This is a genomic window from Streptomyces sp. NPDC030838, from assembly GCF_055572035.1.
In genome coordinates this window covers 255,323-280,471 of record NZ_JBVIED010000014.1, presented here as the reverse complement: position 1 = coordinate 280,471, position 25,149 = coordinate 255,323, and the positions used below count along the sequence as shown (strand labels likewise).

The following is a 25,149-nucleotide window of genomic DNA, read 5'->3' as shown; positions in this document are numbered from 1 at the left end:
CGGCTATCGCCGGATTCACAGGATCGGATCCGCATAATGATCGTCCTGTTGTCAGTGCGGCCCGGTACGCTCGAAAGCACGATGACACAGGACCTCTCACCGGCCGAGCGGTACGCGGCAGCCCGCAGGCGGGCAGCCGAGCAGGCCACCGCGCTCGCGTCCTTCCGCGAGATGTACGACTTCGGCCTCGACCCCTTCCAGATCGAGGCCTGCCAGGCCCTCGAGGCGGGGAAGGGCGTGCTGGTGGCCGCTCCCACCGGCTCGGGCAAGACGATCGTGGGCGAGTTCGCCGTCCACCTCGCCCTGCAGCAGGGCAAGAAGTGCTTCTACACGACACCCATCAAGGCGCTGTCGAACCAGAAGTACAACGACCTGTGCCGCCGCTACGGCACGGCGAAGGTCGGCCTGCTCACCGGCGACAACAGCGTCAACTCCGACGCCCCCGTGGTCGTGATGACCACCGAGGTGCTGCGGAACATGCTCTACGCCGGCTCGCAGACCCTCCTCGGCCTGGGCTATGTGGTCATGGACGAGGTGCACTACCTCTCCGACCGCTTCCGCGGCGCGGTCTGGGAAGAGGTGATCATCCACCTCCCCGAGTCCGTGACGCTGGTCTCACTGTCGGCGACCGTGTCCAACGCCGAGGAGTTCGGCGACTGGCTGGACACCGTCCGCGGCGACACCGAGGTGATCGTCGCCGAGCACCGGCCCGTGCCGCTGTTCCAGCACGTCCTCGCCGGGCGGCGGATGTACGACCTGTTCGAGGAGGGCGAGGGCCACAAGAAGGCCGTCAACCCCGACCTCACCCGCATGGCGCGCATGGAGGCCACCCGGCCGTCGTTCCAGGACCGCCGGCGCGGGCGGGCGATGCGCGAGGCCGACCGGGAGCGGGAGCGCCGCCAGCGCTCGCGCGTGTGGACGCCGAGCCGCCCCGAGGTGATCGAGCGGCTGGACACCGAAGGACTGCTGCCGGCCATCACCTTCATCTTCAGCCGCGCCGCCTGCGAGGCCGCCGTCCAGCAGTGCCTGTACGCCGGGCTGCGGCTCAACGACGAGGAGGCCCGCCACCGGGTGCGGGCGCTCGTCGAGGAGCGCACCGCGTCGATCCCGCGCGAGGACCTGCACGTCCTCGGGTACTACGAGTGGCTGGAGGGCCTGGAGCGCGGTATCGCCGCCCACCACGCGGGCATGCTGCCGACGTTCAAGGAGGTCGTCGAGGAGCTGTTCGTCCGCGGCCTGGTCAAGGCGGTGTTCGCCACCGAGACGCTGGCGCTGGGCATCAACATGCCCGCCCGGTCGGTGGTGCTGGAGAAGCTGGTCAAGTGGAACGGCGAGCAGCACGCCGACATCACCCCCGGCGAGTACACCCAGCTGACCGGCCGGGCCGGACGCCGGGGCATCGACGTCGAGGGGCACGCGGTCGTGCTGTGGCAGCGCGGGATGAGCCCCGAGCACCTGGCGGGCCTCGCGGGCACCCGGACGTATCCGCTGCGGTCCAGCTTCAAGCCGTCGTACAACATGGCGGTCAACCTGGTCGAGCAGTTCGGGCGGCACCGCTCGCGCGAGCTGCTGGAGACCTCGTTCGCCCAGTTCCAGGCCGACAAGTCGGTCGTCGGCATCTCCCGGCAGGTGCAGCGCAACGAGGAGGGTCTGGAGGGCTACAAGGCCTCCATGACCTGCCACCTCGGCGACTTCGAGGAGTACGCGCGGCTGCGCCGGGAGCTGAAGGACCGCGAGACCGAGCTGGCCCGGCAGGGCGCGGCGCAGCGGCGCGCCGAGGCCGCCGTCGCGCTGGAGCGGCTCAAGCCCGGTGACGTCATCCACGTCCCGACCGGCAAGTACGCCGGTCTCGCGCTGGTGCTCGACCCGGGCCTGCCCGCCGGACGTTCCAACGGGCACCGGGGCTTCGAGCAGCACGACGGGCCGCGCCCGCTGGTGCTCACCGCGGAGCGGCAGGTCAAACGGCTGGCGTCGATCGACTTCCCGGTGCCGGTCGAGCCGCTGGAGCGGATGCGGATCCCGAAGTCCTTCAACCCGCGCTCGCCGCAGTCCCGCCGGGACCTGGCGTCCGCGCTGCGCACCAAGGCCGGGCACATCACGCCCGAGCGGCACCGCAAGCGGCGTTCGCAGGCCGCCGACGACCGCGAGATCGCCCGGCTGCGGGCGGCCCTGCGGGCGCACCCGTGCCACGGCTGCAACGACCGTGAGGACCACGCCCGGTGGGCCGAGCGGTATCACCGGCTGCTGCGGGACACCAGGCAGCTGGAGCGCCGTATCGAGGGCCGTACGAACACCATCGCGCGGACCTTCGACCGGATCGTGGCGCTGCTGACCGAGCTGGACTATCTGCGCGACGACGAGGTCACCGAGCACGGCAAGCGGCTCGCCCGGCTCTATGGCGAGCTGGACCTGCTGGCCAGCGAGTGCCTGCGGGAGGGGGTCTGGGAAGGCCTCGGTCCCGCCGAACTGGCCGCGTGTGTCTCCGCGTTGGTGTACGAGGCGCGGGTCGGCGACGACGCGCTGGCGCCCAAGCTGCCGTCCGGCAAGGCGAAGGCCTCGCTCGGTGAGATGGTGCGGATCTGGGGGCGGCTGGACGCCCTGGAGGAGGAGTACCGCATCAATCAGACCGAGGGTGTCGGGCAGCGCGAGCCCGATCTCGGGTTCGCCTGGGCCGCGTACATGTGGGCCTCCGGGAAGGGGCTCGACGAGGTGCTGCGCGAGGCGGAGATGCCTGCGGGGGACTTCGTGCGGTGGTGCAAGCAGGTGATCGATGTGCTGGGGCAGATCCAGGCGGCGGCTCCTGCGGAGGGCTCCACCGTGCCGAAGGCCGCGCGCAAGGCGGTTGAGGGATTGCTGCGGGGCGTGGTCGCCTACTCGTCTGTGGGGTAGTCACTCCCCGGACCCGTGAGTGAAGCCGTTCACCCGTTGTGGTGAACGGCTTTCGCATGCCCGTTCGCCGTGACGGGCCGTGTGCGAATGATCTCCGTGCGTGTAAATGGAGTCGAGCGTACCCCGTGACCACAGACCGTTTCAGGTGGTTGCCGAATATGACACGGCGATGATCCGGTCGGACTAAGCTCGCCCGCAGCGCACCGAGTTGCGTTGAATTCGTGCGTCTGTTCCCAATCGTCGTGAATACCCAGACATTTCCATGACTCTTCCCCACGCAAACTCGCCCGACACCCAGCCGATTCGTTTCAGAGGGCCCACATGGTGAGTGTTCAAAACCCGCCCGGACGCCGTGAACTGCCGTACGCCCGCGTGCTGTTGCCGCCGGCCATAGTGATGGCCGCGGCGACCGGAGCCGCCGTCGCCGTGGTGGCGCACTCGGCCCGGCTCGCGGTCGGCCTGTGCGGCGGCATCGCCACGCTGCTGGTCCTCCTGACCGCGGTCGAGGCGGCCCGGCGCGGCCGGGCGCTCCGCGGCCAGCAGGCCGAACACGCCCGGCGCAGCGCGTACCTGGAGCAGCGCCTCGCCGAACAGGACCAGCTGCTCGGCCGGTTCACCCACGAGGTGCTGCCCCGCGCGGTCCAGTGGCTGCGCCGCGGACTGCCGACCCGCGAGGTGATCTACCGCCTGGAGCAGCACGAGCCGGGCTTCCGTGAACTGCGCAAACCCCACGCCGACCTGCTGAAGGCGGTCCTGAAGGCGGTGGAGAGCGAGGTCGTCCAGCGCGAGGGTGCCCAGCAGTCCTTCGTCCACGTCGCCCAGCGCGTCCAGGCCATCGTCCACCAGCAGGCCAAGGAACTCCGCGAGATGGAGGAGGACCACGGCCGCAACCACGAGGTCTTCCAGGACCTGCTGCGCATCGACCACGGCAACGCGCTGATCGGCCGGCTCGCCGACTCGGTCTCCGTCCTCGGCGGCGGCCGCCCCGGACGCCAGTGGCCGCAGCCCGTGGCTCTCTACAGCGTGCTGCGCGGCGCCATGTCCCGGATCCTCGAGTACAAGCGCATCGAGCTGAAGTCCATCGCCAAGGTCAACATCAAGGGCACCGCGGTCGAGCCGATCATCCACGCCTGCGCCGAGATCCTCGACAACGCCACCCGCTACTCGCCGCCGCAGACCCAGGTGCACGTCACCGCGCACGAGGTGCAGTACGGCGTCGCCATCGAGATCGAGGACTGCGGCCCCAGCCTCAACGAGGAGTCCCGCGAGCGCCTCGAGGAGCTGCTGCAGCAGGCCATGGACGGCACCGACCTCGAGGTCATCGAGGACGTCCCGAGGCTCGGCTTCGCCGTCGTCGGCCGTCTGTGCAAGACGTACGACATGCAGATCGCCCTGCGCTCCTCGGCGTACGGCGGTCTGCGGGCGGTGCTCGTGGTGCCGCGGATCATGATGACCGACGAGCCCGGCGTGCTCGGCTTCGTCCCGCACGGCATCGGCGCCCAGTCCGTGGCCTCGCGTGGGCCCGACGCCCTCGAAGGCCCCAAGCGCAAGCCCAAGATCCGCCGCCCCACCAACCCGCGCATCCCCGCCACGGTGTCCATGGAGGACGAGGTCCCCGTGGTCACCGAGTGGACGGAGGGCGGGCTGCCGCAGCGCCGCAGCCGGGTGAAGACCCCCCTCAGCCAGCGGATCGCCGAAGAGGCGGCCTGGGACCAGGCGGTGAAGGAGGCGGCCGAGCACGCGGCCGCCAGGAAGGCCAGGGAGGCCAACCCGTGGGCCCCCGTCGAGCCGGAGCCCGAGCCCGAGCCGGAGCCGGAGAAGAAGGAACAGCCCCTGCCGGGTCTGTGGGTCGAGTCCTTTTACGAGGGGCTGAAGAAGGACAACCCGGGCGACCCGACCGGGTTCACCCGCAACCCGGCCGCCTATGCCCACCTGCTCAAGGAAAACCAGGTCAACAAGGACGAACCGGCCCGTGACGAGGTCGACGACGAGGGGGACTTCACGTGATTCAGCAGCGAGGCAACATCGACTGGATGCTCCGCGACCTCGTCGACGGAACCATCGGCATCGAGATGATCGTGGTGCTGTCGGCCGACGGACTGCGGATCGCCCGCTACGGCGGTGACCCCGACGCCGCCGACCGGGTCGCCGCGGCCTGCGCCGGAATGCAGAGCCTGGCCCACGCCATCACCGACGAGATCGAGGCCAGCGAGAAGGGCGAGATGCGCCTCCTCCTGATGGAGGTCGACGGCGGCTACTTCTACCTGATGAACGCCGGCGACAACGCCTACCTCGCCGTGCTCTCCGACATCCGCACCGAACCCGGGCTGATGAGCGGCCGGATGCGGGACCTCATCGTGCGCCTCGGCATGCACCTCACCAGTCCGCCCCGGCGGAACGGGAAGAGCGTATGACTCCTCCGCAACGCCAGAGGCGCCACCCCAAGCGAGAACCGGATCCGGCACCCCCGAAGGAGGGGGAGGGCAAGAACCCCGAACGGCTGTATCTGATCGGCGAGGGGAACGGCGGTCCCGCCGACATCGACCTGGTCACGTTATTCGTGGCGCGCCCCGAGCACTCCGGCTCCCTGCCGCCGGAGCAGTCCGCGGTGCTCCGGCTGTGCGAGGCTCCGCTCTCCGCGGCCGAGCTGTCCGCCTACCTCGAACTGCCGTTCAGCGTGGTGTCCGTGCTGCTCACCGAGCTGCTGGCGGGCGGACTGGTGCAGGCGCGCGCCCCGATCGTCCGCCAGGCGCTCCCTGACCGTTCCCTCCTCGAAGCGGTGATGCATGGACTTCAAAAGCTCTGACACCATTCCCGGCCCACGCGCCGAGGACCAGTTGCCGCACACGGCACAGGCCGCGGTGAAGATCGTGATCGTGGGCGGGTTCGGGGTCGGCAAGACCACCATGGTCGGTGCGGTCAGCGAGATCCGTCCGCTGACCACCGAGGAGACCATGACCCAGGCCGGCATCGGGGTCGACGACAACTTCGGCTCCGACACCAAGACCGCCACCACCGTGGCGATGGACTTCGGCCGGATCAGCATCTCCGACAAGCTGGTGCTGTACCTGTTCGGAACCCCCGGCCAGGAGCGGTTCTGGTTCCTGTGGAACGGACTGTTCGAAGGCGCGCTGGGCGCGGTCGTCCTCGTCGACACCCGCCGCCTGGAGGTCAGCTTCGATGTGATGGGGCGGCTGGAAGAACGCGGTGTGCCCTTCGTGGTCGCCGTCAACACCTTCCCCGACGCGCCCCGTTACCCCATCGATGAACTGCGCACCGCCCTCGACCTGGAGCCCGAGATCCCCATCATCGAGTGCGACGCCCGCCGCCGGGCCTCCAGCCGGGACGTCCTCATGACCCTGATGCGCTTCCTGCACAACCTCGCCCTGACCGGCCGGCTCAAGTGACGACCGGCCCAAGACGCCTGGAAAGCGACCCACCGTGACGTCTGACATCCCCACCACCACCGGTACGGACGACCTCACCCCCGCCCCGCCCCCCGGCTGCCCCGCGCACGGCCTCGGCAGCGGCACACCGAAGCGGCTCTACGGCCCTCAGCCCCTGGATCTGCGCTCCCTGTACGAGGAGCTGCGCGAGGAGCACGGCCCGGTGGCGCCCGTGCTGCTCCACGACGACGTGCCGATCTGGGTGGTCCTCGGCCACGCGGAGAATCTGCGGCTGGTGGGCACACCGGCGGTGTTCAGCCGGGACAGCCGGATCTGGACCCCGCTCGTGGAGGGCCGGGTCAAGCCCGACCATCCGCTGATGCCGCACATCGCCTGGCAGCCCATCTGCTCCCACGCGGAGGGCGACGAGCACCGGCGGCTGCGCGGGGCGGTCACCCACGCCATGAAGCCCATCAACTACCGCATCCTGCGCCGGCACATCTACCGGCATGCCCAGGCCCTGGTCAACAGGTTCTGCGAGCGGGGCGAGGCCGACCTGGTCAACCAGTACTCCGAGCATCTGCCGATGGCGGTGATGTGCGACCTGCTGGGCATGCCGAAGGAGTACAACGACCGGATCGTGCACTCCGCCCGCGACATGCTCAAGGGCACCGAGACCGCGATCGCCAGCAACGCGTACATCATGGAGGCCCTCGCCCGGCTCACCGCGCGCCGGCGGGCCGAGCCCGACGAGGACATCGCCGGACTGCTCGTCTCCCACGAGGCCAACCTGACCGACGACGAGGTCAGGGAACACCTGCGGGTGGTGCTGATCGCCGCCTACGAGGCCACGGCCAACCTGCTCGCCAACGCGCTGCGCATGGTGCTCACCCACCCGGGGTTCCGGGCCCAGCTGAACGGCGGGCAGATGACCGTCGGCCAGGCGGTCGAGCAGTCCCTGTGGGACGAGCCGCCGTTCAGTACGGTCTTCGCCTACTTCGCCAAGCAGGACACCGAACTCGGCGGCCGGCAGATCCGCAAGGGCGACGGGCTGCTCTTCGCCCCCGCGCCCGGCAACGTCGACCCGCGGGTGCGTCCCGACCTGAAGGCCAGCATGATGGGCAACCGCTCCCACCTGTCCTTCGGCGGCGGCCCGCACGAGTGCCCCGGCCAGGACATCGGCCGCATCATCGCCGACGTCGGTGTCGACGCGCTGCTGCGGCGGCTGCCGGATGTACAGCTCGACTGCGAGGAGGACGAGCTGACCTGGCGGGAGTCCATCGCCTCCCGTCATCTGGTGGAGCTCCCGGTGCAGTTCGCGCCGAGGCCCCAGCAGGACGTCGAGCAGATGCCGAGCCATACGCCGAACCCGCCGAAGGCCCCGTCCTGGGAGCTGCCCCTGGCGGAGCCGGCCCCCGCCGCTCCGGCTCCCGCACCCGAGCCCGAGCCGGAGCCGGAACCGGTCCGCAAGCCGGGCGCCTGGCAGCGCTTCCTGCGCTGGTGGCGCGGTTACTGACCGGTCCAGGCGGCGAGCGTCCGGTCGCTGCGGAAGCGGTGCGCCGCCCCCGTCACCGGATCGGTGAACTCCAGCTCCCGCGCGAGCAGTTGCAGCGGGCTGCGGAAGTCGCCGGCCGGGACGGGGTCGGTCACCACCGGATAGAGCGGGTCACCGAGGATCGGCACGCCCAGCGCGTTCATGTGCACCCGCAGCTGATGGGTCTGCCCGGTACCCGGCACCAGCCGGTACCGGGCCAGACCGTCCCGGTGCTCGATCAGCTCGATCCGGCTGACCGCGTTCGGCTCGCCCGCCACCTCCACGGCGGTCAGCGACCCGCGCTCCTTGACGATCCGGCTGCGCACGGTCCGGGGCAGGGTGAGCGCGGGATCGTACGGCGCGACCGCCTCGTACTCCTTGCGCACCAGCCGGTCCCGGAACAGCGTCTGGTACGCGCCCCGCTCCTCGGGCCGCACGGTGAACAGCACCAGCCCGGCGGTGAGCCGGTCCAGCCGGTGCGCGGCGCCGAGCGTGGGCACGCCCAGCTCGCGGCGGAGCCGGGCGAGCGCCGTCTCGGCGACATGGCTGCCGCGCGGCGTGGTGGCGAGGAAGTGCGGTTTGTCGACGACGACGATGTGCTCGTCGCGGTGCACGATCCGCAGCGGGAACGGCACCGGCACCTCCTCGGGCAGCTCCCGGTGGAACCACACGAACATTCCCGGCACGAACGGCGCGTCCGCCGCCACCGCCGTGCCGTCCGCGCCGACGATCCGGCCGGCATCGAACATCCCGTCGACGACCCCGGGCCCCGCGCCCGACAGTCGCTCCACCAGATGGTCCCGGACGGTGGCCCACGGCCCCTCGGCGGGCAGCCGCACCCGCACCGGGTCGACCCCATGGCGCTGGGGGAGCGGGGCGGGCGGTATGCGGGTCCTGCGTCTCATCGCCGTCCAGCGTAAGCGCTCGCACCGGGACGGCTTGCGCGCGCTCCGTCGGCCTCGCACGGCCTCCGGTCGGCGTCGTACGGCCTTCCCGCTGACGATGTACGGCCTCCGGTCGGCTACGCGGCCGACGGGGTCGCGCCCTCCTGCTCCTGCTCGATCCGCGCGTTCCACTCCCGCTTGGCCGCCTGCCAGCCGTCCTCGTTGTGGCCGAGGCGCCAGTAGCCGGAGATGGACAGGTCCTCGCGCGGGACCTGGTGCTCGACGCGCAGCAGCCGGCGCAGCTCCTTCACACCGGCGGCCTCGCCGTGCACGAAGGCGTGCACCCGGCCCTCGGGGAAGGGCAGCGCGCGGACGGCCTCGACCAGGGCCTGGCCGACGGGACGGTCGCCGCGGTGCAGCCAGACGACCTCCACATCGGAGTCGATCTTCTGCTCCTCCTCTGGGCCGGCGACCTCCACGAAGGCCCGGACGTCGGCGCCGTCGGGCAGTGCCTCCAGGGCGGCCGCGATGGCGGGCAGCGCGCTCTCGTCACCGGCGAGCAGATGCCAGTCGGCGTCGGGGTCCGGGGCGTAGGCGCCGCCGGGGCCCAGGAAGCGGATGGTGTCGCCCGGCCGGGCGCGCATCGCCCACGGGCCGGCCAGGCCCTCGTCGCCGTGCAGCACGAAGTCCAGGGTCAGCTGGCGCACCTCGGGATCCCAGGCCCGTACCGTGTAGGTCCGGGTCACCGGCCACTGGTCGCGGGGGAGTTCCTCACGGATCCGTTCCATGTCGAACGGCTCGGGGTAGGTGATGCCCTCGGACGGCGGGAACAGCAGCTTCACGTAGTGGTCGGTGTGCGTGCCCGCGGTGAAGTGGGCGAGGCCCTCGCCGCCGAACACCACGCGCTGCATGTGCGGGGTGAGCCGTTCGGTGCGGACGACCTGCGCCGAGTGGGCCCTCCGCGGCTTCCTGGCCGGACGTTCTGCCATGACGGCCTCCCTGCTCCCTGAACTTAGGCTTACCTAAGTTAGCATCTCCCCCCACTCGGCTCACACCTCTCCATCCAGAGTTTCGTGTGCGTGTCGCGATTTCGTCGCACGTCGAGCGCGGGCGCAGCGCCGCACGAGCGCCGCCCGGACAGGCGCCGGGCGCCGCCCCGTCCGGCCCCGCGGTCGACCGGGTACCCTCACGCCTCCAGCGTCACCAGCAGCCGCTGCAGGGAGCCACCCAGCCCCCATCGCGCCGCGAGAGCCTCGAGCTCCGAGCGGTCGCGCGGGGCGCGCGGCAGCGTGGTGTCGACGTCCGGAAGCGGAACGTCGTCCGCCACGCGCACCACCTTCGGAGCCACCGCGAGATACGGGCGCGCCTCGGTCAGCCGCCTGCGCTGAGTGGGCGTGAGCCTGGCGCGCGGGTCGTCGACGGCCGCCTGGATGCCGGCCAGGTCGCCGAACTCGGCGAGCAGCTTGGCGGCGGTCTTCTCGCCGATGCCGGGCACGCCCGGCAGGCCGTCGCTCGGGTCGCCGCGCAGCAGCGCCAGGTCCGCGTACCCGCTGCCGTCGACGCCGTACTTCTCGCGCAGCCACGTCTCGTCGGCCACCTGGAGGCTGCCGACGCCCTTGAGCGGGTACAGCACCCGCACCCCGCGCACGTCGTCCACCAGCTGGTACAGGTCGCGGTCGCCGGTGACGATGTCGACCGGGCCCGCGGCGCGGGCGGTGAAGGTGCCGATGACGTCGTCCGCCTCGTACCCCTCGACCCCCACGCGGGCGATGCCGAGCGCGTCGAGCACCGCCTCGATGACCGGCACCTGCGGCGACAGGGTGTCCGGCACCACCTCCTCGTCCGGACCCACCGGGTGCTCCTCGGCGACGCGGTGCGCCTTGTAGGAGGGGATCAGGTCGACCCGCCACTTCGGGCGCCAGTCGGCGTCCATGCAGGCCACCAGGTGTTCCGGGCGGTGGTCCTTGACCAGGCGGTCGATGAAGTCCAGCAGTCCGCGCACGGCGTTCACCGGCGTGCCGTCCGGGGCCTTCACGGACTCCGGGACGCCGAAGTAGGCGCGGAAGTAGAGCGAGGCGGTGTCGAGGAGCATCAGTCGTCCGGTCACGCCTCGCATCATGCCGTACGCCACTGACAGCTTCCCGGCACGGGGAACGCGTTGCGCAGTGCGCCTGTCCCGTGAGCTGTCCCACTTGTGCGTTTGGCCTGAATGGACTCGGGCAGGCGCCGCCTCGGAGCGATGCCGGTTGCGCATTGAACTGATTCCTGCGCCCCCATCGCTCTGTTTTTTGTTGCCGTCCATGACGAGAGGTACGTGTGTCATCCAGGCTTGAGGCCGACCATCTGTACAAGGTGTTCGGCAGACGACCGGACGAGGCAGTCGACCGGCTCCGCGCCGGTGCCGACCGCGAGGAGCTGCGCGCGGACGGCACCACGGCGGCCGTGATCGACGCCTCCTTCACCGTGGAACCCGGTCAGATCTTCGTCGTCATGGGCCTGTCCGGATCCGGTAAGTCCACCCTGCTGCGCATGCTCAACGGGCTGCTGGAGCCGACCGTCGGAACGGTCCGCTTCGACGGGCAGGACCTGACCGCGCTCGGCGACCGCGAGCTGCGCGAGGTGCGGGCCCGGAAGATCAGCATGGTGTTCCAGCACTTCGCGTTGTTCCCGCACCGCAGCGTGCTGGAGAACGCGGCCTACGGCCTGGCCGTGCAGGGCGTGCCCCGCGCCGAGCGCGAGCGGCGCGCCGGCGAGGCGCTGGCCCTGTGCGGTCTGGCGGGCTGGGAGAAGTCCTGGCCGGACGAGCTGTCCGGCGGTATGCAGCAGCGCGTCGGCCTGGCCCGGGCGCTCGCCACCGACGCCGACCTGCTGTTGATGGACGAGTCCTTCAGCGCCCTGGACCCGCTGATCCGCCGCGACATGCAGGACCAGCTGCTCACCCTCCAGCAGACGCTGAAGAAGACGATCGTCTTCATCACCCACGACCTCAACGAGGCCATGCGCCTCGGCGACCGTATCGCCGTGATGCGCGACGGCCGGATCGTGCAGACCGGCACGGCCGAGGACATCCTGCTGCGCCCGTCGAACGACTACGTCGCCTCCTTCATCCAGGACGTCGACCGCTCCCGGGTGCTGACCGCCGCCGCCGTGATGGACACCGCGCTGCACGGCGACGAGGGGACCTGCGGCTGCGAGACCGCGACGCCGGACACCCCGTTCGCCGAGCTGTGCGCGATCAGCGCGCGCGTGCCGCACCCGGTCACCGTCCTGGACGCCGGGCGGAAGGTCGTCGGCGTCGTCCCGCGGCAGCGCCTCGTCGGCTTCCTCGGCGACGAGGAGCGCGGACCCGTGCCCTGTGACAACCCGCGCGAAGGGACGGTGACCGCCTGATGCCCAGGCTTCAGCTCGGTGACTGGGTCGACTCCGGTGTCGACTGGCTGCTGAACCACCTCTCCTGGCTCTTCGACGCCGTCAAGACGGTCGTCGAGGGCATGTACGACGGCATCAACGCCGTCCTCACCGCACCCGAGCCGCTGCTGCTCGCTGGCATCCTCGCGGTGCTGGCCTGGTGGCTGCGCGGCCTGGTCGCGGGCGTGCTCGCCTTCGCCGGGTTCGCCCTGGTCGACTCGCTCGACCTGTGGGAACGGGCCATGTCGACCCTCTCCCTGGTGCTCGTCGCGACCGTGATCGCCCTGGTGATCGCCGTCCCGCTGGGCATCTGGGCGGCCCGCTCCCGGCGGGTCAGCGCGACCGTGCGGCCGGTCCTGGACCTGCTCCAGACCATGCCGTCGATGGTGCTGCTGATCCCGGCCATCCTCTTCTTCGGTCTCGGCACCGCCGCCGGTGTCATCGCCACGCTGATCTTCGCGATCGCCCCCGGCGTCCGGATGACCGAGCTGGGCATCCGCCAGGTCGACAAGGAACTGGTGGAGGCCGCCGAGGCGTTCGGCACCACACCCCGGGACACCCTGCTGCGGGTCCAGCTGCCGCTCGCCCTGCCGACGATCATGGCGGGCGTCAACCAGGTGATCATGCTGGGTCTGTCGATGGTCGTCATCGCCGGCATGGCCGGCACCGGCGGCCTCGGTGGAGCCGTCAACGAGGCCATCGGCCAGCTGGAGATCGGCTACGGCTTCGAGGCGGGCGTCGCGATCGTCGTCCTCGCCATCTACCTGGACCGGATGACCAGCGCGCTCGGCACGCAGATCTCCCCGCTCGGCCGCCGCGCCGCCGCCAAGGCCCGGGTCGCGAGCGGCGTGAAGGCCGTCTGGGCCCACCGCCCCCGCCCGGTCGTCCCGCTCGTCGGCGTGGCCGTCCTCGCGCTCGTCGCGGGCGGCATGGGCGTCTTCGGCTCCTCCGCCGGCACCGCCGAGGCCTCCGCCTCGAACGTCGGCAAGGGCAAGGAGATCACCATCGGGTACATCCCGTGGGACGAGGGCATCGCCTCGACGTATCTCTGGAAGGAGATCCTGGAGCGGCGCGGCTTCGACGTCACGACCACCCAGTACGCGGCCGGACCGCTCTACACCGGTCTCGCCACCGGCCAGGTCGACTTCCAGACCGACGCCTGGCTGCCCACCACCCACGCCGAGTACTGGGCGAAGTACGGCAAGCAGCTCGACGACCTCGGCAAGTGGTACGGACCGACCTCGCTGGAGCTGACCGTCCCGGCGTACATGAAGGACGTCAACACCCTCGACGACCTGAAGAAGCACGCCGGTGACCTCGGCGGCAAGATCGTCGGCATCGAGCCGAGCGCCGGGATGATGGGCCTGCTCAAGAGCAAGGTGATGAAGGAGTACGGCCTGGAGGGCGCGTACGACGTCGTCGACGGCTCCACGCCCGCGATGCTCGCCGAGCTGAAGCGCGCGTACGCCAAGAAGCAGCCCATCGCCGTCACGCTCTGGTCACCGCATTGGGCGTACAGCGAATACGAACTGAAGAAGCTCAAGGACCCCAAGGGCGCCTGGGGCGAGGGCGACGGGGTGCACACCCTGTCCCGCAAGGGCTTCGCCGAGGAGAACCCCGAGGTGGGCCGCTGGCTCAAGGACTTCTCGATGACCGAGAAGCAGCTGACGAGCCTGGAGGCGCAGATCCAGAAGTCCGGCAAGGGCAAGGAGCAGGACGCCGTCCGCACCTGGCTGAAGCAGAACCCCGGCCTGGTGGACCAGTGGGCCCCGGTCGACGGCCGGGACTCCGAGAGCCAGGCGGCGGGGTGACCTGACGGACCCGGCCGCCTGAGCGAGGGGCGGGCCGCACCGGTGTGGTGTGGCCCGCCCCTCGCGTTGTACGGCGGACGTACGAAAAGGATCCGGACAACCACACAGCGCTACGCCCATCCCCGAGCGAGGGTCCGGCAGCGGCCAGGAACATCGCGGACCGCGCCCGCATTGAAAAGAATGAGCGAACACTCGTACGGTTCGAGGGCCGGTGCCGGCTCGGGGCCGCACTCCCGGGGAGCGGGGAGAGGTGATCCACTGGCGCGAACTGTGAGGTCTCACCCCACGCAGTGTGTCGTCGATGTGACGGGCCCATGAAACGGTTTGCCGAACATGCGTAGGGTGCAGAGAACTACTCATCGGCAGCAGCACGGCGAGCGAAGGAGGGAGCCGGAGCGATGGGCGACCACAAAGAGCAGCCCCTTCGGGTGGGCGCGGCCGTCCGGCGGCGGCGCCGGGCCCTGGAGCTCACCCTCGCCGTCGTGGCCGAGCGCAGCGGCCTGTCGGTGCCCTTCCTGAGCCAGGTCGAGAACGACCGGGCGCGGCCCAGCCGCAGCTCCCTGGAGAAGGTCGCCGACGCCCTGCGCACCACCGCCGTCGAGCTCCTCGCCGCCGCCGACCCGGCGTGCAGCGTCGACGTGGTGCGCTCCGAGGAGACCGAGCCGGCGCCCCAACCGCAGGTGCGGTCCCTGGTCCGCGGCCACCACCAGATGCACGCCTCGGAGTTCACCGGCGACCATGACGCGGGCCGCGAGTTCCAGCACCGCAACGACCAGTTGATGTACGTCGCGGACGGCCAGGTCGAGATCGAGGCCGAGGGCCGGGCCTACCGCCTGGGCCGCGGCGACACCCTGTACCTCACCGGCGGCGTCCGCCACCGCTGGCGGGCCACCGTGCCGGAGACCCGGGTGCTGGTCGTGGCCGTGGCGGAACACATCGAGGCCGTCCAGGACCGGCACCGTCAGTGAAGGTCGTCTCGCTGGTGCCGTCGCTCACCGAGGCGGTGGCCGTGACCCTGCCCGGCGTGCTGGCCGGTGCCACCGACTGGTGCAGCCATCCGGCGGACCTGGACGTCACCCGCGTCGGTGGCACCAAGAACCCGAAGACCGACCGGATCCTCGCGCTCGCCCCCGACCTGGTGATCGCCAACGAGGAGGAGAACCGCGCCCCCGACCTGGACGCCCTGCGCGTGGCGGGTGTCGAGGTGCTGGTCACCGAGGTGCGGAACGTGCCGCAGGCCTTCCGCGAGCTGGACCGGGTGCTGGCCGCGTGCGGGGCGCGCTCCCGGCCGCGCTGGCTGGACGAGGCCGAGGCGGCCTGGTCGTCCCCGCCGGTACCGGAGCGGCGTACGACCGCCGTGGTGCCGATCTGGCGGCGGCCCTGGATGGTGCTGGGCCGGGACACCTTCGCGGGCGACGTCCTCGCCCGGCTCGGCGTCGACCAGCTGTACGCGGACCACGCCGACCGCTACCCGCGCATCCCGCTCGACGAGCTGAACGCCGCCGGACCGGAGCTGGTGGTGCTGCCCGACGAGCCGTACCGCTTCACCGCCGACGACGGCCCCGAGGCCTTCCCCGGGCTGCCCTGCGCGCTGGTCAGCGGACGGCACCTGACGTGGTACGGGCCGTCGCTGGCCGAGGCGCCGCGGGTGCTGGGCGCGGCGCTGCGAGCAGCCGGCCGCTGACCAGGCCGCGCGCGGTGTGCGCGGCGGCCGTGGCCCAGGCGGCGACCAGCACGCCGTACAGCAGGATCGCGAGCCCGTCGAAGACCGCCAGCCCGGTGTGCCGGGCCAGCGACGCGGCGCCGGTGACACAGGTGCCGACCGGGAAGGTGAACGCCCACCAGGTCAGCGCGAAGCCCATGCCCTGCCGCCGGGCCCGCACCACATGGGCGGTGGCGAGTCCCAGCCACAGCAGCGCGAACCCCATCACGGGCACCCCGTACAGCACGGCGGGCAGCGCGAACCAGGCGTCGTGGGCGTGCGGTACGGCGAGCGGCGCGACGTCCGCGAACATGCCGGCCGCGGTGGTGGACTGGCCCAGCGGGCCCAGCACCAGGAAGAGGGTCGGGGTCAGCGCGAGCGGCAGCGGACCGGCCGTGACCAGCCGGGCGAAGACCAGCGGCAGCATGAGCAGCGTGCCGAGCAGGCTCAGCCCGAACAGCCCGACACAGGCGAACAGCAGGGTCTCCCGGGCCTGCCCGGGCGGCAGGTGCGGCACCAGCAGGGGCCCGACCGCGGCCGACACCATCGGCGCGACCAGCGGCAGCAGCCAGACAGGAGTCGCCTGGTCCGGCCGCACGCGGTGGCGTACGGCCATCAGGTATGGGACGGCGACGGCGGCCGACAGCGCCACGGCCGTACCGGCGACGAACAGCACCGCGCCGAGTCCGACCGCCACCGGCTCGCCGAGCCAGTCCCGGCCCAGCGTCAAAGCACCGCCGCCCACCGCCACCAGGGCCATCGCCAGGCAGCCGTAGAAGGGGGCCGTCGCGGGGTCGCGGAGGTGGGCGCGGGCCTGGTCGCGGTGGTGGGTCCAGTGCAGGGCGCGGGCGGCGAGCAGGGTCACCAGGAGGGCGAGCGCGAGGGCCCAGACGGCGGTGCAGGCGGTGCGCAGCCCCGGGACGGGCAGCGGGAGCGCGGCGCCCGCCGTGCCGACGACGGCGGTTCCCATCACGGAGGCGTACCAGTTGGGGCCGAGGTGGCGGACTGCGGTGACCATGTGCTCACCGTCTCGCCCGCGGGCGGCTGCCACCAGGGATGATGTCTCTATGAGGGCATAAACTGGCCTTATGAGCAGGACGAGTGACACAAGCGGCCCCGACCGAACGGAGGAGTCCGCGCCGGCCGGATCGCTGGCGCACCGGGTGCCGGACCTGGGGGCCCTGGAGCTGCTGCTGGCCGTCGCGCGGCTCGGCAGCCTCGGCGCCGCCGCCCGGGAGGTCGGCATCACCCAGCCCGCGGCCAGCAGCCGGATCCGCTCCATGGAACGCCAGCTGGGCGTGGCGCTGGTCGACCGCTCGCCGCGCGGCTCCCGGCTCACCGACGCGGGTGCGCTGGTGACCGACTGGGCCCGGCGGGTCGTCGAGGCGGCGGAGGCCTTCGACGCGGGCGCGCAGGCGCTGCGGGACCGGCGGGACTCGCGGCTGCGGGTCGCGGCCAGCATGACCATCGCCGAGTATCTGCTGCCGGGCTGGCTGCTCGCACTGCGCGCCCAGCGGCCCGACACGGCGGTGTCACTGCTCGCCGGCAACTCGGCGGCGGTGGCGGAGCGGCTGCTGGCGGACGAGGCCGACCTGGGCTTCGTGGAGGGGTTGTCGGTGCCGGCCGGGCTGGACTCGGCGGTCGTCGCGCACGACCAGCTGATCGTGGTCACGGCCCCCGGCCACCCCTGGGCCCGCCGTCGCCGCCCCCTCTCCGCCGGGGAACTCGCCTCGACACCCCTCGTGCTGCGCGAGAAGGGCTCCGGCACCCGCCAGGTCCTCGACGCCGCCCTGGGCGGCCTGGCCCGCCCGCTGATCGAACTGTCCTCCACCACCGCCGTGAAGGCCTCCGCCGTCGCCGGTGCGGGCCCGGCCGTCCTGAGCGAACTCTCCGTCCGCGAGGAGCTGTCCACCCGCCGCCTGGTCAGCGTCCCCCTGGACCAGGTCAGCCTCCGCCGCGACCTGCGCGCCGTCTGGCGCACAGGCCACCGCCCGGCGGGCCCGGCACGGGACCTGCTGTCGCTGACGCGGCGGTAGGGCGGCGCCGGCCGGGCGCCCAGGGGTGGGTTGCCGTGCCGTCGGGCGACGCCGCGCCGGCCTGGCTCAGGACGCGGGCCGGGCTGTCGTGGCGGCCTCGACGAGGGCGCGCATCACGCGGATGTCCTCGCCCATCTCCGGGTGCCACTGGACGCCCAGCGTCCAGGCGCCGGCGTCCGGCGGTTCGAGCGCCTCGACCGTCCCGTCGGCGGCGTGGGCGCTGGGGATCAGGCCGGTGCCGAGGCGGTCCACGGCCTGGTGGTGGTACGTCGGTACGGAGGTCTCCTCGGGGACGATCGCGGCGTACCGCGTGCCCGGGACCGGCTTGACCGGGTGGCGGCCGAAGACGCCGACCACCTCGGCGTGGCCGTCGAGGTGCTGGACGAGGGTGCCGCCGAGGGCCACGTTCAGCAGCTGCATGCCCCGGCAGATGCCGAGCAGCGGCACCCTGGCCGCCAGCGCCGCCTCGATCAGGGCGAGTTCCCAGGCGTCCCGTTCGCGGGCCGGCGGGCCGGTGCGGGGGTCGCGCTCGGCGCCGTAGCAGGCCGGGTCGACGTCGGGGCCGCCCGCGATCACCAGGCCGTCGAGGCGGGCCACGGTCGCCGCCGCGTGCTCGGGCGCGTCCGGCGGCAGCATCGCGGCCAGGCCGCCCGCGCGCCGCACCAGCCGTGGGTATCCGGCGGGCAGCAGGGCCGCGTCCAGCCTCCAGACGCCCCAGCGCGCCTCGGTCTCCAGGTAGGTGCTGATGCCGATCAGCGGCCGCCTGTCCGTCATCCGACCTCCCGTAATGGACTCACCCCATACCTTTGCCGAGGTGCGGGCCGCCCGGCAAGTGTGCGGGCCGCGCGGCGAGTATGCGGGCCGCACGGCGAGTGCGCGGGCCGCGCGGCGAGAGGCTCAGCCCAGGAACCCGCGCAGCAGCGCCGCCGTCCCCGCGCAGTGCTCCCGCATGATCTCCCGCGCCCCGTCCGCGTCCCCGTCGAGCACCGCCTCCACCAGCGCGGTGTGCTGGTGCTGGGAGTGCTCGAGGTTGCGCACCAGCAGCGGGATGCAGTCGAGCAGGTCGTTCACCGTGGCCCGGACCGCCGCGTACTGCGCGGTCAGCGTGGGGGAGCCGGACAGTTCGGCGAGGGTGAGGTGCAGCAGGGTGTCCCGGCGGCGGTAGTCGGCGAGCGGGGCGTCCCGGGTGCCGGCCAGCGCCTCGCGCAGCCGCCCCGCCTGCGCGTCCGTCAGCCCGTGCGCGGCGCACAGCCCGGCCGCGCCGGTCTCCAGCACCTCGCGGAAGCGCAGGACGTCCTCCAGGTCGACCCCGGCGACCCGGCGCCGCAGCTCGTCCTCGCCGACAGGGTCCGCGCGCTCCAGCACGAACGTTCCGCCGTACCGGCCGCGCCGCGACTCCACCAGACCCTGGTCCTGGAGCACCTTCAGCACCTCGCGCAGCGTCACCCGGCTGATCCCCAGCCGCTCGGCCAGCTCCCGCTCGGCCGGCAGCCGCTCGCCGCCGGGCACCAGGCCGAGCCGGACGACCTGGAGGATCTGCTCCAGCGCCTCCTCGAAACCGTTGCCCGCGCGGACGGGGCGCAGGACCGGGGCCAGCCGGTCCCCGGCCCCCGCGACAGCGTCGGCGCCGGCGGGTTCCACCGGATCCAGTGCCATGTGGCCGTGCCCCCTTCCCAAGTAATGGTCGTCCCTCATACCTTAGGGCTCCCGGCTGACCGAAGGAGACCTCCCCGTGGCAGACCGCACACCCCCGCTGAGCGTCGAGGAGCTGCACGCCCTCGTCGCGGGCGGTGAGATCGACACCGTCGTCCTCGCCTTCCCGGACATGCAGGGACGCCTCCAGGGCAAGCGGTTCGCCGCGCGCTTCTTCCTCGACGAAGTGATGAGACACGGCACCGAGGGCTGCAACTACCTGCTCGCCGTCGACGCCGAGATGAACACCGTCGACGGCTACGCGATGTCCTCCTGGGACCGCGGCTACGGCGACTTCGCGATGCACCCGGACCTGAGCACCCTGCGCCGCGTCCCCTGGAACGCGGGCACCGCCCTCGTCGTCGCCGACCTCGCCTGGGAGGACGGCTCCCCGGTGGTGGCCGCGCCCCGCCAGATCCTGCGCCGCCAGCTCGACCGGCTCGCCGAACTCGGCCTCACCGCCCAGGTCGGCACCGAGCTGGAGTTCATCGTCTTCAAGGACACCTACGAACAGGCCTGGGACGCGAACTACCGCGGCCTCACCCCGGCCAACCAGTACAACATCGACTACTCGGTGCTCGGCACCGGCCGCATCGAGCCCCTGCTGCGCCGCATCCGCAACGAGATGGCCGGCGCCGGGATGACCGTCGAGTCCGCCAAGGGCGAGTGCAACCCGGGCCAGCACGAGATCGCCTTCCGCTACGACGAGGCCCTGGTCACCTGCGACCAGCACGCCGTCTACAAGACCGGCGCCAAGGAGATCGCCGCGCAGGAGGGCATGTCCCTCACCTTCATGGCGAAGTACAACGAGCGCGAGGGCAACTCCTGCCACATCCACCTGTCCGTCACGGACGCCGACGGCCGGCCCGCCTTCGCCGGCGACGGCCCGCACGGCATGTCCCCGCTCATGCGCCACTTCCTGGCCGGACAACTGGCCGCCCTGCGCGACTTCTCCCTCCTCTACGCCCCGAACATCAACTCCTACAAGCGGTTCCAGCCCGGCTCCTTCGCCCCGACCGCCGTCGCCTGGGGCCATGACAACCGCACCTGCGCGCTGCGCGTCGTCGGCCACGGCCGCTCCCTGCGCTTCGAGAACCGGCTCCCCGGCGGCGACGTCAACCCGCACCTCGCGGTCGCCGGGATGGTGGCCGCCGGCCTGTACGGCGTCGAGCACGAGCTGGAGCTGCCCGAGGCCTGCCCGGGCAACGCCTACACCGCCGGGTACGAGCAGGTGCCGACCACCCTGCGCGAGGCCGCCGAGCTGTGGGAGAACAGCCCCGTCGCCAAGGCCGCGTTCGGCGCCGAGGTGGTCGACCACTACCGCAACATGGCGCGCGTCGAACTCGCCGCCTTCGACGCCGCGGTGACCGACTGGGAGCTGCGCCGCTCCTTCGAACGGATGTGAGGCACGCCGTGACCCCCACCCTCGACACCCTCGAGGTGCTCAACCCCGCGACCGAGGAGGTCGTCGCCACCGTCCCGGCCGCCACCGCCGAGGACGTGGACCAGGCGGTCGTACGAGCGACGAAGGCCCAGGCGACCTGGGCCACGCTGGCGCCGGGCGACCGGGCCCGGCTGCTGCGCCGGTTCGCCGTCACCGTGGACGAACACCTCGAGGAACTGGCGCGGCTGGAAGTCCGCGAGGCCGGCCATGTCATCGGCAACGCCCGCTGGGAGGCCGGCAACGTCCGCGATCTGCTCGACTACGCCGCCGGGGGAGTGGAGCGGCTGACCGGTCGCCAGATCCCGGTTCCCGGCGGGCTCGACGTCACGATCCTCGAACCGCTGGGCGTCGTCGGCGTGATCGCGCCCTGGAACTTCCCGATGCCGATCGCCGCCTGGGGCACCGCCCCGGCCCTCGCCGCGGGCAACGCGGTCATCCTCAAGCCCGCCGAGACGACCCCGCTCACCGCGCTGCGCCTCGCCGAACTCGCCCTGGAAGCGGGCCTTCCGGACCACCTCTTCCAGGTGCTGCCCGGCCACGGCCCCGTCGCGGGCGACGCGCTGGTCGAGCACCCCGGCGTGGCGAAGATCGTCTTCACCGGGTCGACAGCCGTAGGCAAACAGGTGTTGGCGAAGGGCTCCGCCCACCTCAAGCGCGTCACCCTCGAACTCGGCGGCAAGAGCCCCAACATCGTCTTCGCCGACGCCGACCTGGAAGCCGCCGCGGCCGCCGCCCCCATGTCCTTCCTCGACAACTCCGGCCAGGACTGCTGCGCCCGCACCCGCATCCTCGTCCAGCGCTCCGCGTACGACCGCTTCCTGGAGCTGTTGGCCCCCGCGATCGAGGGCGTGACGGTCGGCGACCCGGCCGACGAGACCACCGACATGGGCCCGCTGATCTCCCGGACCCAGCTGGAGCGGGTGCGGTCCTACGTCGACCCGGATGCCCCCGGCATCCGCGGCAAGGCCCCCGAGGGCCCCGGCTTCTGGTTCCCGCCCACCGTCCTGACCGGCGTCGACCCACGCGCGCGCGTGGCGGTCGAGGAGGTCTTCGGCCCGGTCGCCGTCGTCCTCCCCTTCGAGGACGAGGCGGAGGCCGTGACGCTGGCCAACGCCACCGACTACGGCCTGTCCGGCTCCATCTGGACCCGCGACGTCGGCCGCGCCCTGCGCGTCTCCCAGGCGGTCCGGGCCGGCAACCTGTCCGTCAACTCCCACTCCAGCGTCCGCTACTGGACCCCGTTCGGCGGCTTCAAGCAGTCCGGCATCGGCCGCGAACTCGGCCCCGACGCCCTGACCGCCTTCACCGAGACCAAGAACGTCTTCATCAGCACGGAGGGCCCCGCACAGTGACCGAAGAGAACATCTGCCGCCGTCTCGTCGGCCGTACCGCCGTCGTCACCGGAGCCGGCAGCGGCATCGGCCTCGCCAGTGCCCGCCGCCTCGCCTCCGAGGGCGCGCACGTGGTCTGCGGCGACGTCGACGAGGCCCGCGGCAAGGCGGCGGCCGAGGAGACCGGCGGCATCTTCGTCAAGGTGGACGTCACCGACCCCGACCAGGTGGAGGCGCTCTTCAAGGCGGCGTACGACACCTACGGCAGCGTCGACATCGCCTTCAACAACGCCGGGATCTCCCCGCCCGACGACGACTCCATCCTGGAGACCGGGCTGGAGGCCTGGAAGCGCGTCCAGGAGGTCAACCTCACCTCCGTCTACCTCTGCTGCAAGGCCGCCATCCCCTACATGCTGCGCCAGGGCAAGGGCTCGATCATCAACACCGCGTCCTTCGTGGCCCGGATGGGCGCGGCGACCTCGCAGATCTCGTACACGGCCTCCAAGGGCGGTGTGCTGGCCATGTCCCGGGAGCTGGGCGTGCAGTTCGCGCGGGAGGGCATCCGGGTCAACGCCCTGTGCCCGGGACCGGTCAACACCCCGCTCCTCCAGGAGCTGTTCGCCAAGGACCCGGAGCGGGCCGCGCGCCGCCTGGTCCACATCCCGCTGGGCCGGTTCGCCCAGGCCGAGGAGATCGCCGCCGCGGTCGCCTTCCTCGCCAGCGACGACTCCTCCTTCGTGAACGCCACCGACTTCCTGGTGGACGGCGGGATCTCGGGGGCGTACGTCACACCGCTGTAGCGCTGGGCCTACAGTGCCGGGATATGAGCATGACACCGCCGCCCGGCTGGTACCGCGACCCCACGGCCCCGCACGCCGAGCGCTGGTGGGACGGCACGGCCTGGACCGAGCACCGGCGCGCCCCGGAACCCGCCGGGCACCCGGTGCCGGGGCCGCCGCCGGTCCCCGGGCCGCCGTCTCCCCCCGCCGGGGGCGGCGGCGCCGCGCGGTCGAGGGCGGTCGCCCTCACGGTCGCCGGGGCCGTCCTGGTCGCGGCGGTCGTCACCGGCGCGGTCTTCCTGAAGGGCGAGGGGGAGGAGGCCGCCGCTCCGGTGGCGAGCCCCACACCGACGCTCGCGCCGACCACGACCGAGCCGCCCGCCCCGTCCCCGTCCCCGTCGCCTTCGACCTCCGAGCCCTCCGCCGACGACCCGGCCGTCGTCGAGGACCAGCTCAACGGCATCACGTTCCCGCTGCTCGACGGCTGGGTCCGCCCCCGCCACGTCAGCCAGGACAACGTCGTGATGACCACCGACGGCACCTACGACTGCCCGAGCGGCATCGGCTTCTGCCGGCACGGCCTGGTCTTCTCCCGGACGGCCACCGCGACCGACGAGACCTCCCCGAAGGCCCTCGCCGAGGGCGACATCGCCGACGCCGCCGACGAGGCCTACGACCGCGACGCGCTCGGCCGGCGCCTCTACGGCGGCATCGAGTCGCATCAGCTCGTCGACTCGGGGCCGGTCGCGGTGGCGGGTCGCGCCGGGTACTTCGTGCGCTGGCGGGTCAGGACGGCCGACGGCCCCGGCGGCTACGTCCAGTCCCTCGCCTTCCAGTCCAGCGTCGGCACCGAGTCGCCGGTCATCGTGCGCTACGTCTTCGACGCGGGCGAGGACGGGCCGCCCCTCGACGACATGGACCGCATCACCAAGGGCATCCGCGTGGTCGGCGACACCGACCCGGGCGGCGGCGTGGGCAGCAGCGTCGGCCCCGAGTGATCCCCTAGAGGAACGTGCGTCCCTCGCCCCGATACGTCGGGACGGTGGCCGTCACCCGGTCGCCCTCCACCAGATGCAGCGCGTCGAACCGCTCGCACAGCTCACCGGCCTTGGCGTGCCGGAACCACACCCTGTCGCCGATCAGCAGATCGTCGGCGGGGGAGCCGAGCAGCGGCGTCTGCACCTCGCCGGCGCCCTCCTGGGGGTCGTAGCGCAGCCCCTCGGGCAGATACGGCACCGGCAGCCGGTCCCGCCCCGCAGCCCCGGAGGCCGGATAGCCCCCGCCGAGCACCGTCACGACCCCGACCCCCGGCCGCCGTACGACGGGCTGCGCGAACAGCGCGGCGGGACGCCCGCTGAACGACGTGTAGTTGTCGAACAGTCGCGGCAGATACAGCCCGGACCCGGCCGCTACCTCGGTCACCGCGTCCTCCGCGGCGGTGTGCTGCACACTGCCCGTGCCGCCGCCGTTGACGAACTCGAGACCCGGCACCACCGCCCGCACGGCGCGCACCACCGCCGCCCGCCGCTCGGCCAGTTCCCGGCGCGCGGCGGCCTGCATCAGCCGCACGGCACGCGAGCGCACCGGCCGACCCGCGACCGCGTCCCCGACGCCGGCGACATGCCCCTCGTACGCCATGATCCCGACGACCTCGAAGCCCGGCCGCCGCGCCACCGACCGCGCCAGCTCGGCGACCTCGGCGGGGGAGTGCAGCGGAGAACGCCGGGCCCCGACCCGCACCCGCCCCCCGAGCAGCCTCAGCGAGGTGTCCAACTCCAGGCAGACCCGCACCACTTCGCGCCCGCCGTCCCGCGCCCGGTCGATGAGGGTGAGCTGGGCGGGGTCGTCGATCATCACGGTGACGGCGGCGGCGAGCTTGGGATCGCTGGTCAGCTCCGCGAAACCGGCCCGGTCGGCGGACGGATAGGCGAGCAGGACGTCCTCGAACCCGGACCGGGCCAGCCACAGCGACTCGGCGAGCGTGAAGGACATGACGCCCGCGAACCCGTCCTTCGCCAGGACGCGTTCGAGCAGCGCCCGGCAGCGCACGGACTTGCTGGCCACCCGGACCGGCTTCCCGCCGGCCCGGCGGACCAGGTCGTCCGCGTTGGCGTCGAAGGCGTCCAGGTCCACGATCGCCAGCGGGGCGTCGAGATGGGCGGTGGCCCGGTCGTAACGGGCCCGGTCGGCGGCGCGCGCAGTCATGCCCGAAGCCTGCCAGACAGGATTACCGCAGGGTAGGGGGATGTTCCG

22 protein-coding genes are annotated in these 25,149 nt (G+C 72.4%); 15 read left to right on the top strand and 7 right to left on the bottom strand.

The features are described from left to right. Positions 1 to 36: 36 nt before the first annotated feature. The 6 genes from ACZ42A_RS30925 to ACZ42A_RS30900 all read left to right on the top strand — a co-directional run bounded on the left by ACZ42A_RS30925 (position 37) and on the right by ACZ42A_RS30900 (position 7,791). The gene (locus ACZ42A_RS30925; RefSeq protein WP_468530583.1) at positions 37 to 2,889 is read left to right on the top strand and encodes a DEAD/DEAH box helicase; all 2,853 of its coding nucleotides are present in this window, start codon (positions 37 to 39) and stop codon (positions 2,887 to 2,889) included. A 321-nt stretch (positions 2,890 to 3,210) separates the two neighbouring features. Continuing rightward, positions 3,211 to 4,896, top strand: coding sequence for an ATP-binding protein (locus tag ACZ42A_RS30920; protein ID WP_468530582.1), 1,686 nt, complete (start codon positions 3,211 to 3,213; stop codon positions 4,894 to 4,896). Continuing rightward, on the top strand, positions 4,893 to 5,303 hold the full coding sequence (locus tag ACZ42A_RS30915; protein WP_468530581.1) for a roadblock/LC7 domain-containing protein: 411 nt from the start codon (positions 4,893 to 4,895) through the stop codon (positions 5,301 to 5,303). Before ACZ42A_RS30920 ends, ACZ42A_RS30915 begins: the two co-directional genes overlap by 4 nt. Beyond that, positions 5,300 to 5,695, top strand: a complete 396-nt coding sequence (locus ACZ42A_RS30910) for a DUF742 domain-containing protein (RefSeq protein ID WP_468530580.1) — start codon at positions 5,300 to 5,302, stop codon at positions 5,693 to 5,695. Before ACZ42A_RS30915 ends, ACZ42A_RS30910 begins: the two co-directional genes overlap by 4 nt. Then, on the top strand, positions 5,676 to 6,296 hold the full coding sequence (locus ACZ42A_RS30905; protein WP_468530579.1) for a GTP-binding protein: 621 nt from the start codon (positions 5,676 to 5,678) through the stop codon (positions 6,294 to 6,296). Before ACZ42A_RS30910 ends, ACZ42A_RS30905 begins: the two co-directional genes overlap by 20 nt. A gap of 34 nt (positions 6,297 to 6,330) precedes the next feature. Then, positions 6,331 to 7,791: a cytochrome P450 gene (locus tag ACZ42A_RS30900; protein WP_468530578.1), complete on the top strand. Its 1,461-nt coding sequence runs from the start codon at positions 6,331 to 6,333 to the stop codon at positions 7,789 to 7,791. On the opposite strand, the gene ACZ42A_RS30895 is transcribed toward ACZ42A_RS30900, so the two are convergent. The 3 genes from ACZ42A_RS30895 to ACZ42A_RS30885 form a co-directional block, all read right to left on the bottom strand. Further along, entirely contained in the window at positions 7,785 to 8,714 is a 930-nt protein-coding gene (locus ACZ42A_RS30895; RefSeq protein WP_468530577.1) for an RluA family pseudouridine synthase, read from the bottom strand. The two genes, ACZ42A_RS30900 and ACZ42A_RS30895, sit on opposite strands and share 7 nt — an antisense overlap. A 116-nt stretch (positions 8,715 to 8,830) precedes the next feature. Then, positions 8,831 to 9,682 carry a siderophore-interacting protein gene (locus ACZ42A_RS30890; RefSeq protein WP_468530576.1) on the bottom strand — a complete coding sequence of 284 codons (852 nt, stop codon included), beginning with the start codon at positions 9,680 to 9,682 and terminating at the stop codon, positions 8,831 to 8,833. Between the two features lie 197 nt (positions 9,683 to 9,879). Further along, positions 9,880 to 10,809 (bottom strand): 5'-3' exonuclease, encoded by a 930-nt coding sequence (locus tag ACZ42A_RS30885; protein WP_468530609.1) that lies wholly within the window; start codon positions 10,807 to 10,809, stop codon positions 9,880 to 9,882. A 200-nt stretch (positions 10,810 to 11,009) separates the two neighbouring features. Here ACZ42A_RS30885 and ACZ42A_RS30880 point away from each other — a divergent pair, with 200 nt between their 5' ends. From ACZ42A_RS30880 to ACZ42A_RS30865, 4 genes are all read left to right on the top strand, one after another. Then, complete coding sequence (locus tag ACZ42A_RS30880) at positions 11,010 to 12,083, top strand: quaternary amine ABC transporter ATP-binding protein (RefSeq protein WP_468530575.1); 1,074 nt, start codon at positions 11,010 to 11,012, stop codon at positions 12,081 to 12,083. Next, a complete protein-coding gene (locus tag ACZ42A_RS30875) occupies positions 12,083 to 13,912 on the top strand; it encodes an ABC transporter permease/substrate binding protein (protein WP_468530574.1) in 1,830 nt (609 codons plus the stop codon). Before ACZ42A_RS30880 ends, ACZ42A_RS30875 begins: the two co-directional genes overlap by 1 nt. Before the next feature lie 398 nt (positions 13,913 to 14,310). Next, complete coding sequence (locus ACZ42A_RS30870) at positions 14,311 to 14,880, top strand: helix-turn-helix domain-containing protein (RefSeq protein WP_468530573.1); 570 nt, start codon at positions 14,311 to 14,313, stop codon at positions 14,878 to 14,880. Then, complete coding sequence (locus tag ACZ42A_RS30865) at positions 14,877 to 15,596, top strand: helical backbone metal receptor (RefSeq protein ID WP_468530572.1); 720 nt, start codon at positions 14,877 to 14,879, stop codon at positions 15,594 to 15,596. The genes ACZ42A_RS30870 and ACZ42A_RS30865 overlap by 4 nt, the downstream gene beginning before the upstream one ends. Here ACZ42A_RS30865 and ACZ42A_RS30860 read toward each other — a convergent pair. Then, positions 15,508 to 16,632 (bottom strand): TDT family transporter, encoded by a 1,125-nt coding sequence (locus ACZ42A_RS30860; RefSeq protein WP_468530571.1) that lies wholly within the window; start codon positions 16,630 to 16,632, stop codon positions 15,508 to 15,510. The two genes, ACZ42A_RS30865 and ACZ42A_RS30860, sit on opposite strands and share 89 nt — an antisense overlap. A 70-nt stretch (positions 16,633 to 16,702) precedes the next feature. Here ACZ42A_RS30860 and ACZ42A_RS30855 point away from each other — a divergent pair, with 70 nt between their 5' ends. Then, positions 16,703 to 17,650 carry a LysR family transcriptional regulator gene (locus ACZ42A_RS30855; protein ID WP_468530570.1) on the top strand — a complete coding sequence of 316 codons (948 nt, stop codon included), beginning with the start codon at positions 16,703 to 16,705 and terminating at the stop codon, positions 17,648 to 17,650. A gap of 66 nt (positions 17,651 to 17,716) precedes the next feature. Here the strand turns inward: ACZ42A_RS30855 and ACZ42A_RS30850 are convergent, their stop codons facing one another. Both ACZ42A_RS30850 and ACZ42A_RS30845 read right to left on the bottom strand, forming a co-directional pair. After that, positions 17,717 to 18,424: a gamma-glutamyl-gamma-aminobutyrate hydrolase family protein gene (locus ACZ42A_RS30850; protein WP_468530569.1), complete on the bottom strand. Its 708-nt coding sequence runs from the start codon at positions 18,422 to 18,424 to the stop codon at positions 17,717 to 17,719. 123 nt (positions 18,425 to 18,547) lie between these two features. Beyond that, entirely contained in the window at positions 18,548 to 19,306 is a 759-nt protein-coding gene (locus ACZ42A_RS30845) for a FadR/GntR family transcriptional regulator (RefSeq protein ID WP_468530568.1), read from the bottom strand. Positions 19,307 to 19,382: 76 nt separating this feature from the next. On the opposite strand from ACZ42A_RS30845, the gene ACZ42A_RS30840 reads away from it, so the two are divergent. The 4 genes from ACZ42A_RS30840 to ACZ42A_RS30825 are packed head-to-tail and all read left to right on the top strand — an operon-like array spanning position 19,383 to position 23,894. After that, the gene (locus ACZ42A_RS30840) at positions 19,383 to 20,747 is read left to right on the top strand and encodes a glutamine synthetase family protein (RefSeq protein WP_468530567.1); all 1,365 of its coding nucleotides are present in this window, start codon (positions 19,383 to 19,385) and stop codon (positions 20,745 to 20,747) included. 8 nt (positions 20,748 to 20,755) lie between these two features. Continuing rightward, a complete protein-coding gene (locus ACZ42A_RS30835) occupies positions 20,756 to 22,138 on the top strand; it encodes an aldehyde dehydrogenase family protein (protein WP_468530566.1) in 1,383 nt (460 codons plus the stop codon). Beyond that, a complete protein-coding gene (locus ACZ42A_RS30830; protein ID WP_468530565.1) occupies positions 22,135 to 22,917 on the top strand; it encodes a 3-oxoacyl-ACP reductase in 783 nt (260 codons plus the stop codon). The genes ACZ42A_RS30835 and ACZ42A_RS30830 overlap by 4 nt, the downstream gene beginning before the upstream one ends. A 29-nt stretch (positions 22,918 to 22,946) precedes the next feature. Beyond that, positions 22,947 to 23,894: a DUF2510 domain-containing protein gene (locus ACZ42A_RS30825; protein ID WP_468530608.1), complete on the top strand. Its 948-nt coding sequence runs from the start codon at positions 22,947 to 22,949 to the stop codon at positions 23,892 to 23,894. A 4-nt stretch (positions 23,895 to 23,898) separates the two neighbouring features. Here the strand turns inward: ACZ42A_RS30825 and ACZ42A_RS30820 are convergent, their stop codons facing one another. Further along, entirely contained in the window at positions 23,899 to 25,101 is a 1,203-nt protein-coding gene (locus ACZ42A_RS30820) for an amino acid deaminase/aldolase (RefSeq protein ID WP_468530564.1), read from the bottom strand. Positions 25,102 to 25,149 lie beyond the last annotated feature (48 nt).

Excerpts from the sequence above, each read along its gene's own strand:
- ACZ42A_RS30875 (WP_468530574.1), top strand. The coding sequence starts at position 12,083 with ATGCCCAGGCTTCAGCTCGGTGACTGGGTCGACTCCGGTGTCGACTGG.
- ACZ42A_RS30885 (WP_468530609.1), bottom strand. The coding sequence starts at position 10,809 with ATGCGAGGCGTGACCGGACGACTGATGCTCCTCGACACCGCCTCGCTC.
- ACZ42A_RS30920 (WP_468530582.1), top strand. The coding sequence starts at position 3,211 with ATGGTGAGTGTTCAAAACCCGCCCGGACGCCGTGAACTGCCGTACGCC.
- ACZ42A_RS30860 (WP_468530571.1), bottom strand. The coding sequence starts at position 16,632 with ATGGTCACCGCAGTCCGCCACCTCGGCCCCAACTGGTACGCCTCCGTG.
- ACZ42A_RS30820 (WP_468530564.1), bottom strand. The coding sequence starts at position 25,101 with ATGACTGCGCGCGCCGCCGACCGGGCCCGTTACGACCGGGCCACCGCC.
- ACZ42A_RS30895 (WP_468530577.1), bottom strand. The coding sequence starts at position 8,714 with ATGAGACGCAGGACCCGCATACCGCCCGCCCCGCTCCCCCAGCGCCAT.
- ACZ42A_RS30825 (WP_468530608.1), top strand. The coding sequence starts at position 22,947 with ATGACACCGCCGCCCGGCTGGTACCGCGACCCCACGGCCCCGCACGCC.
- ACZ42A_RS30845 (WP_468530568.1), bottom strand. The coding sequence starts at position 19,306 with ATGGCACTGGATCCGGTGGAACCCGCCGGCGCCGACGCTGTCGCGGGG.
- ACZ42A_RS30855 (WP_468530570.1), top strand. The coding sequence starts at position 16,703 with ATGAGCAGGACGAGTGACACAAGCGGCCCCGACCGAACGGAGGAGTCC.
- ACZ42A_RS30910 (WP_468530580.1), top strand. The coding sequence starts at position 5,300 with ATGACTCCTCCGCAACGCCAGAGGCGCCACCCCAAGCGAGAACCGGAT.
- ACZ42A_RS30850 (WP_468530569.1), bottom strand. The coding sequence starts at position 18,424 with ATGACGGACAGGCGGCCGCTGATCGGCATCAGCACCTACCTGGAGACC.
- ACZ42A_RS30905 (WP_468530579.1), top strand. The coding sequence starts at position 5,676 with ATGGACTTCAAAAGCTCTGACACCATTCCCGGCCCACGCGCCGAGGAC.
- ACZ42A_RS30925 (WP_468530583.1), top strand. The coding sequence starts at position 37 with ATGATCGTCCTGTTGTCAGTGCGGCCCGGTACGCTCGAAAGCACGATG.
- ACZ42A_RS30890 (WP_468530576.1), bottom strand. The coding sequence starts at position 9,682 with ATGGCAGAACGTCCGGCCAGGAAGCCGCGGAGGGCCCACTCGGCGCAG.
- ACZ42A_RS30870 (WP_468530573.1), top strand. The coding sequence starts at position 14,311 with ATGGGCGACCACAAAGAGCAGCCCCTTCGGGTGGGCGCGGCCGTCCGG.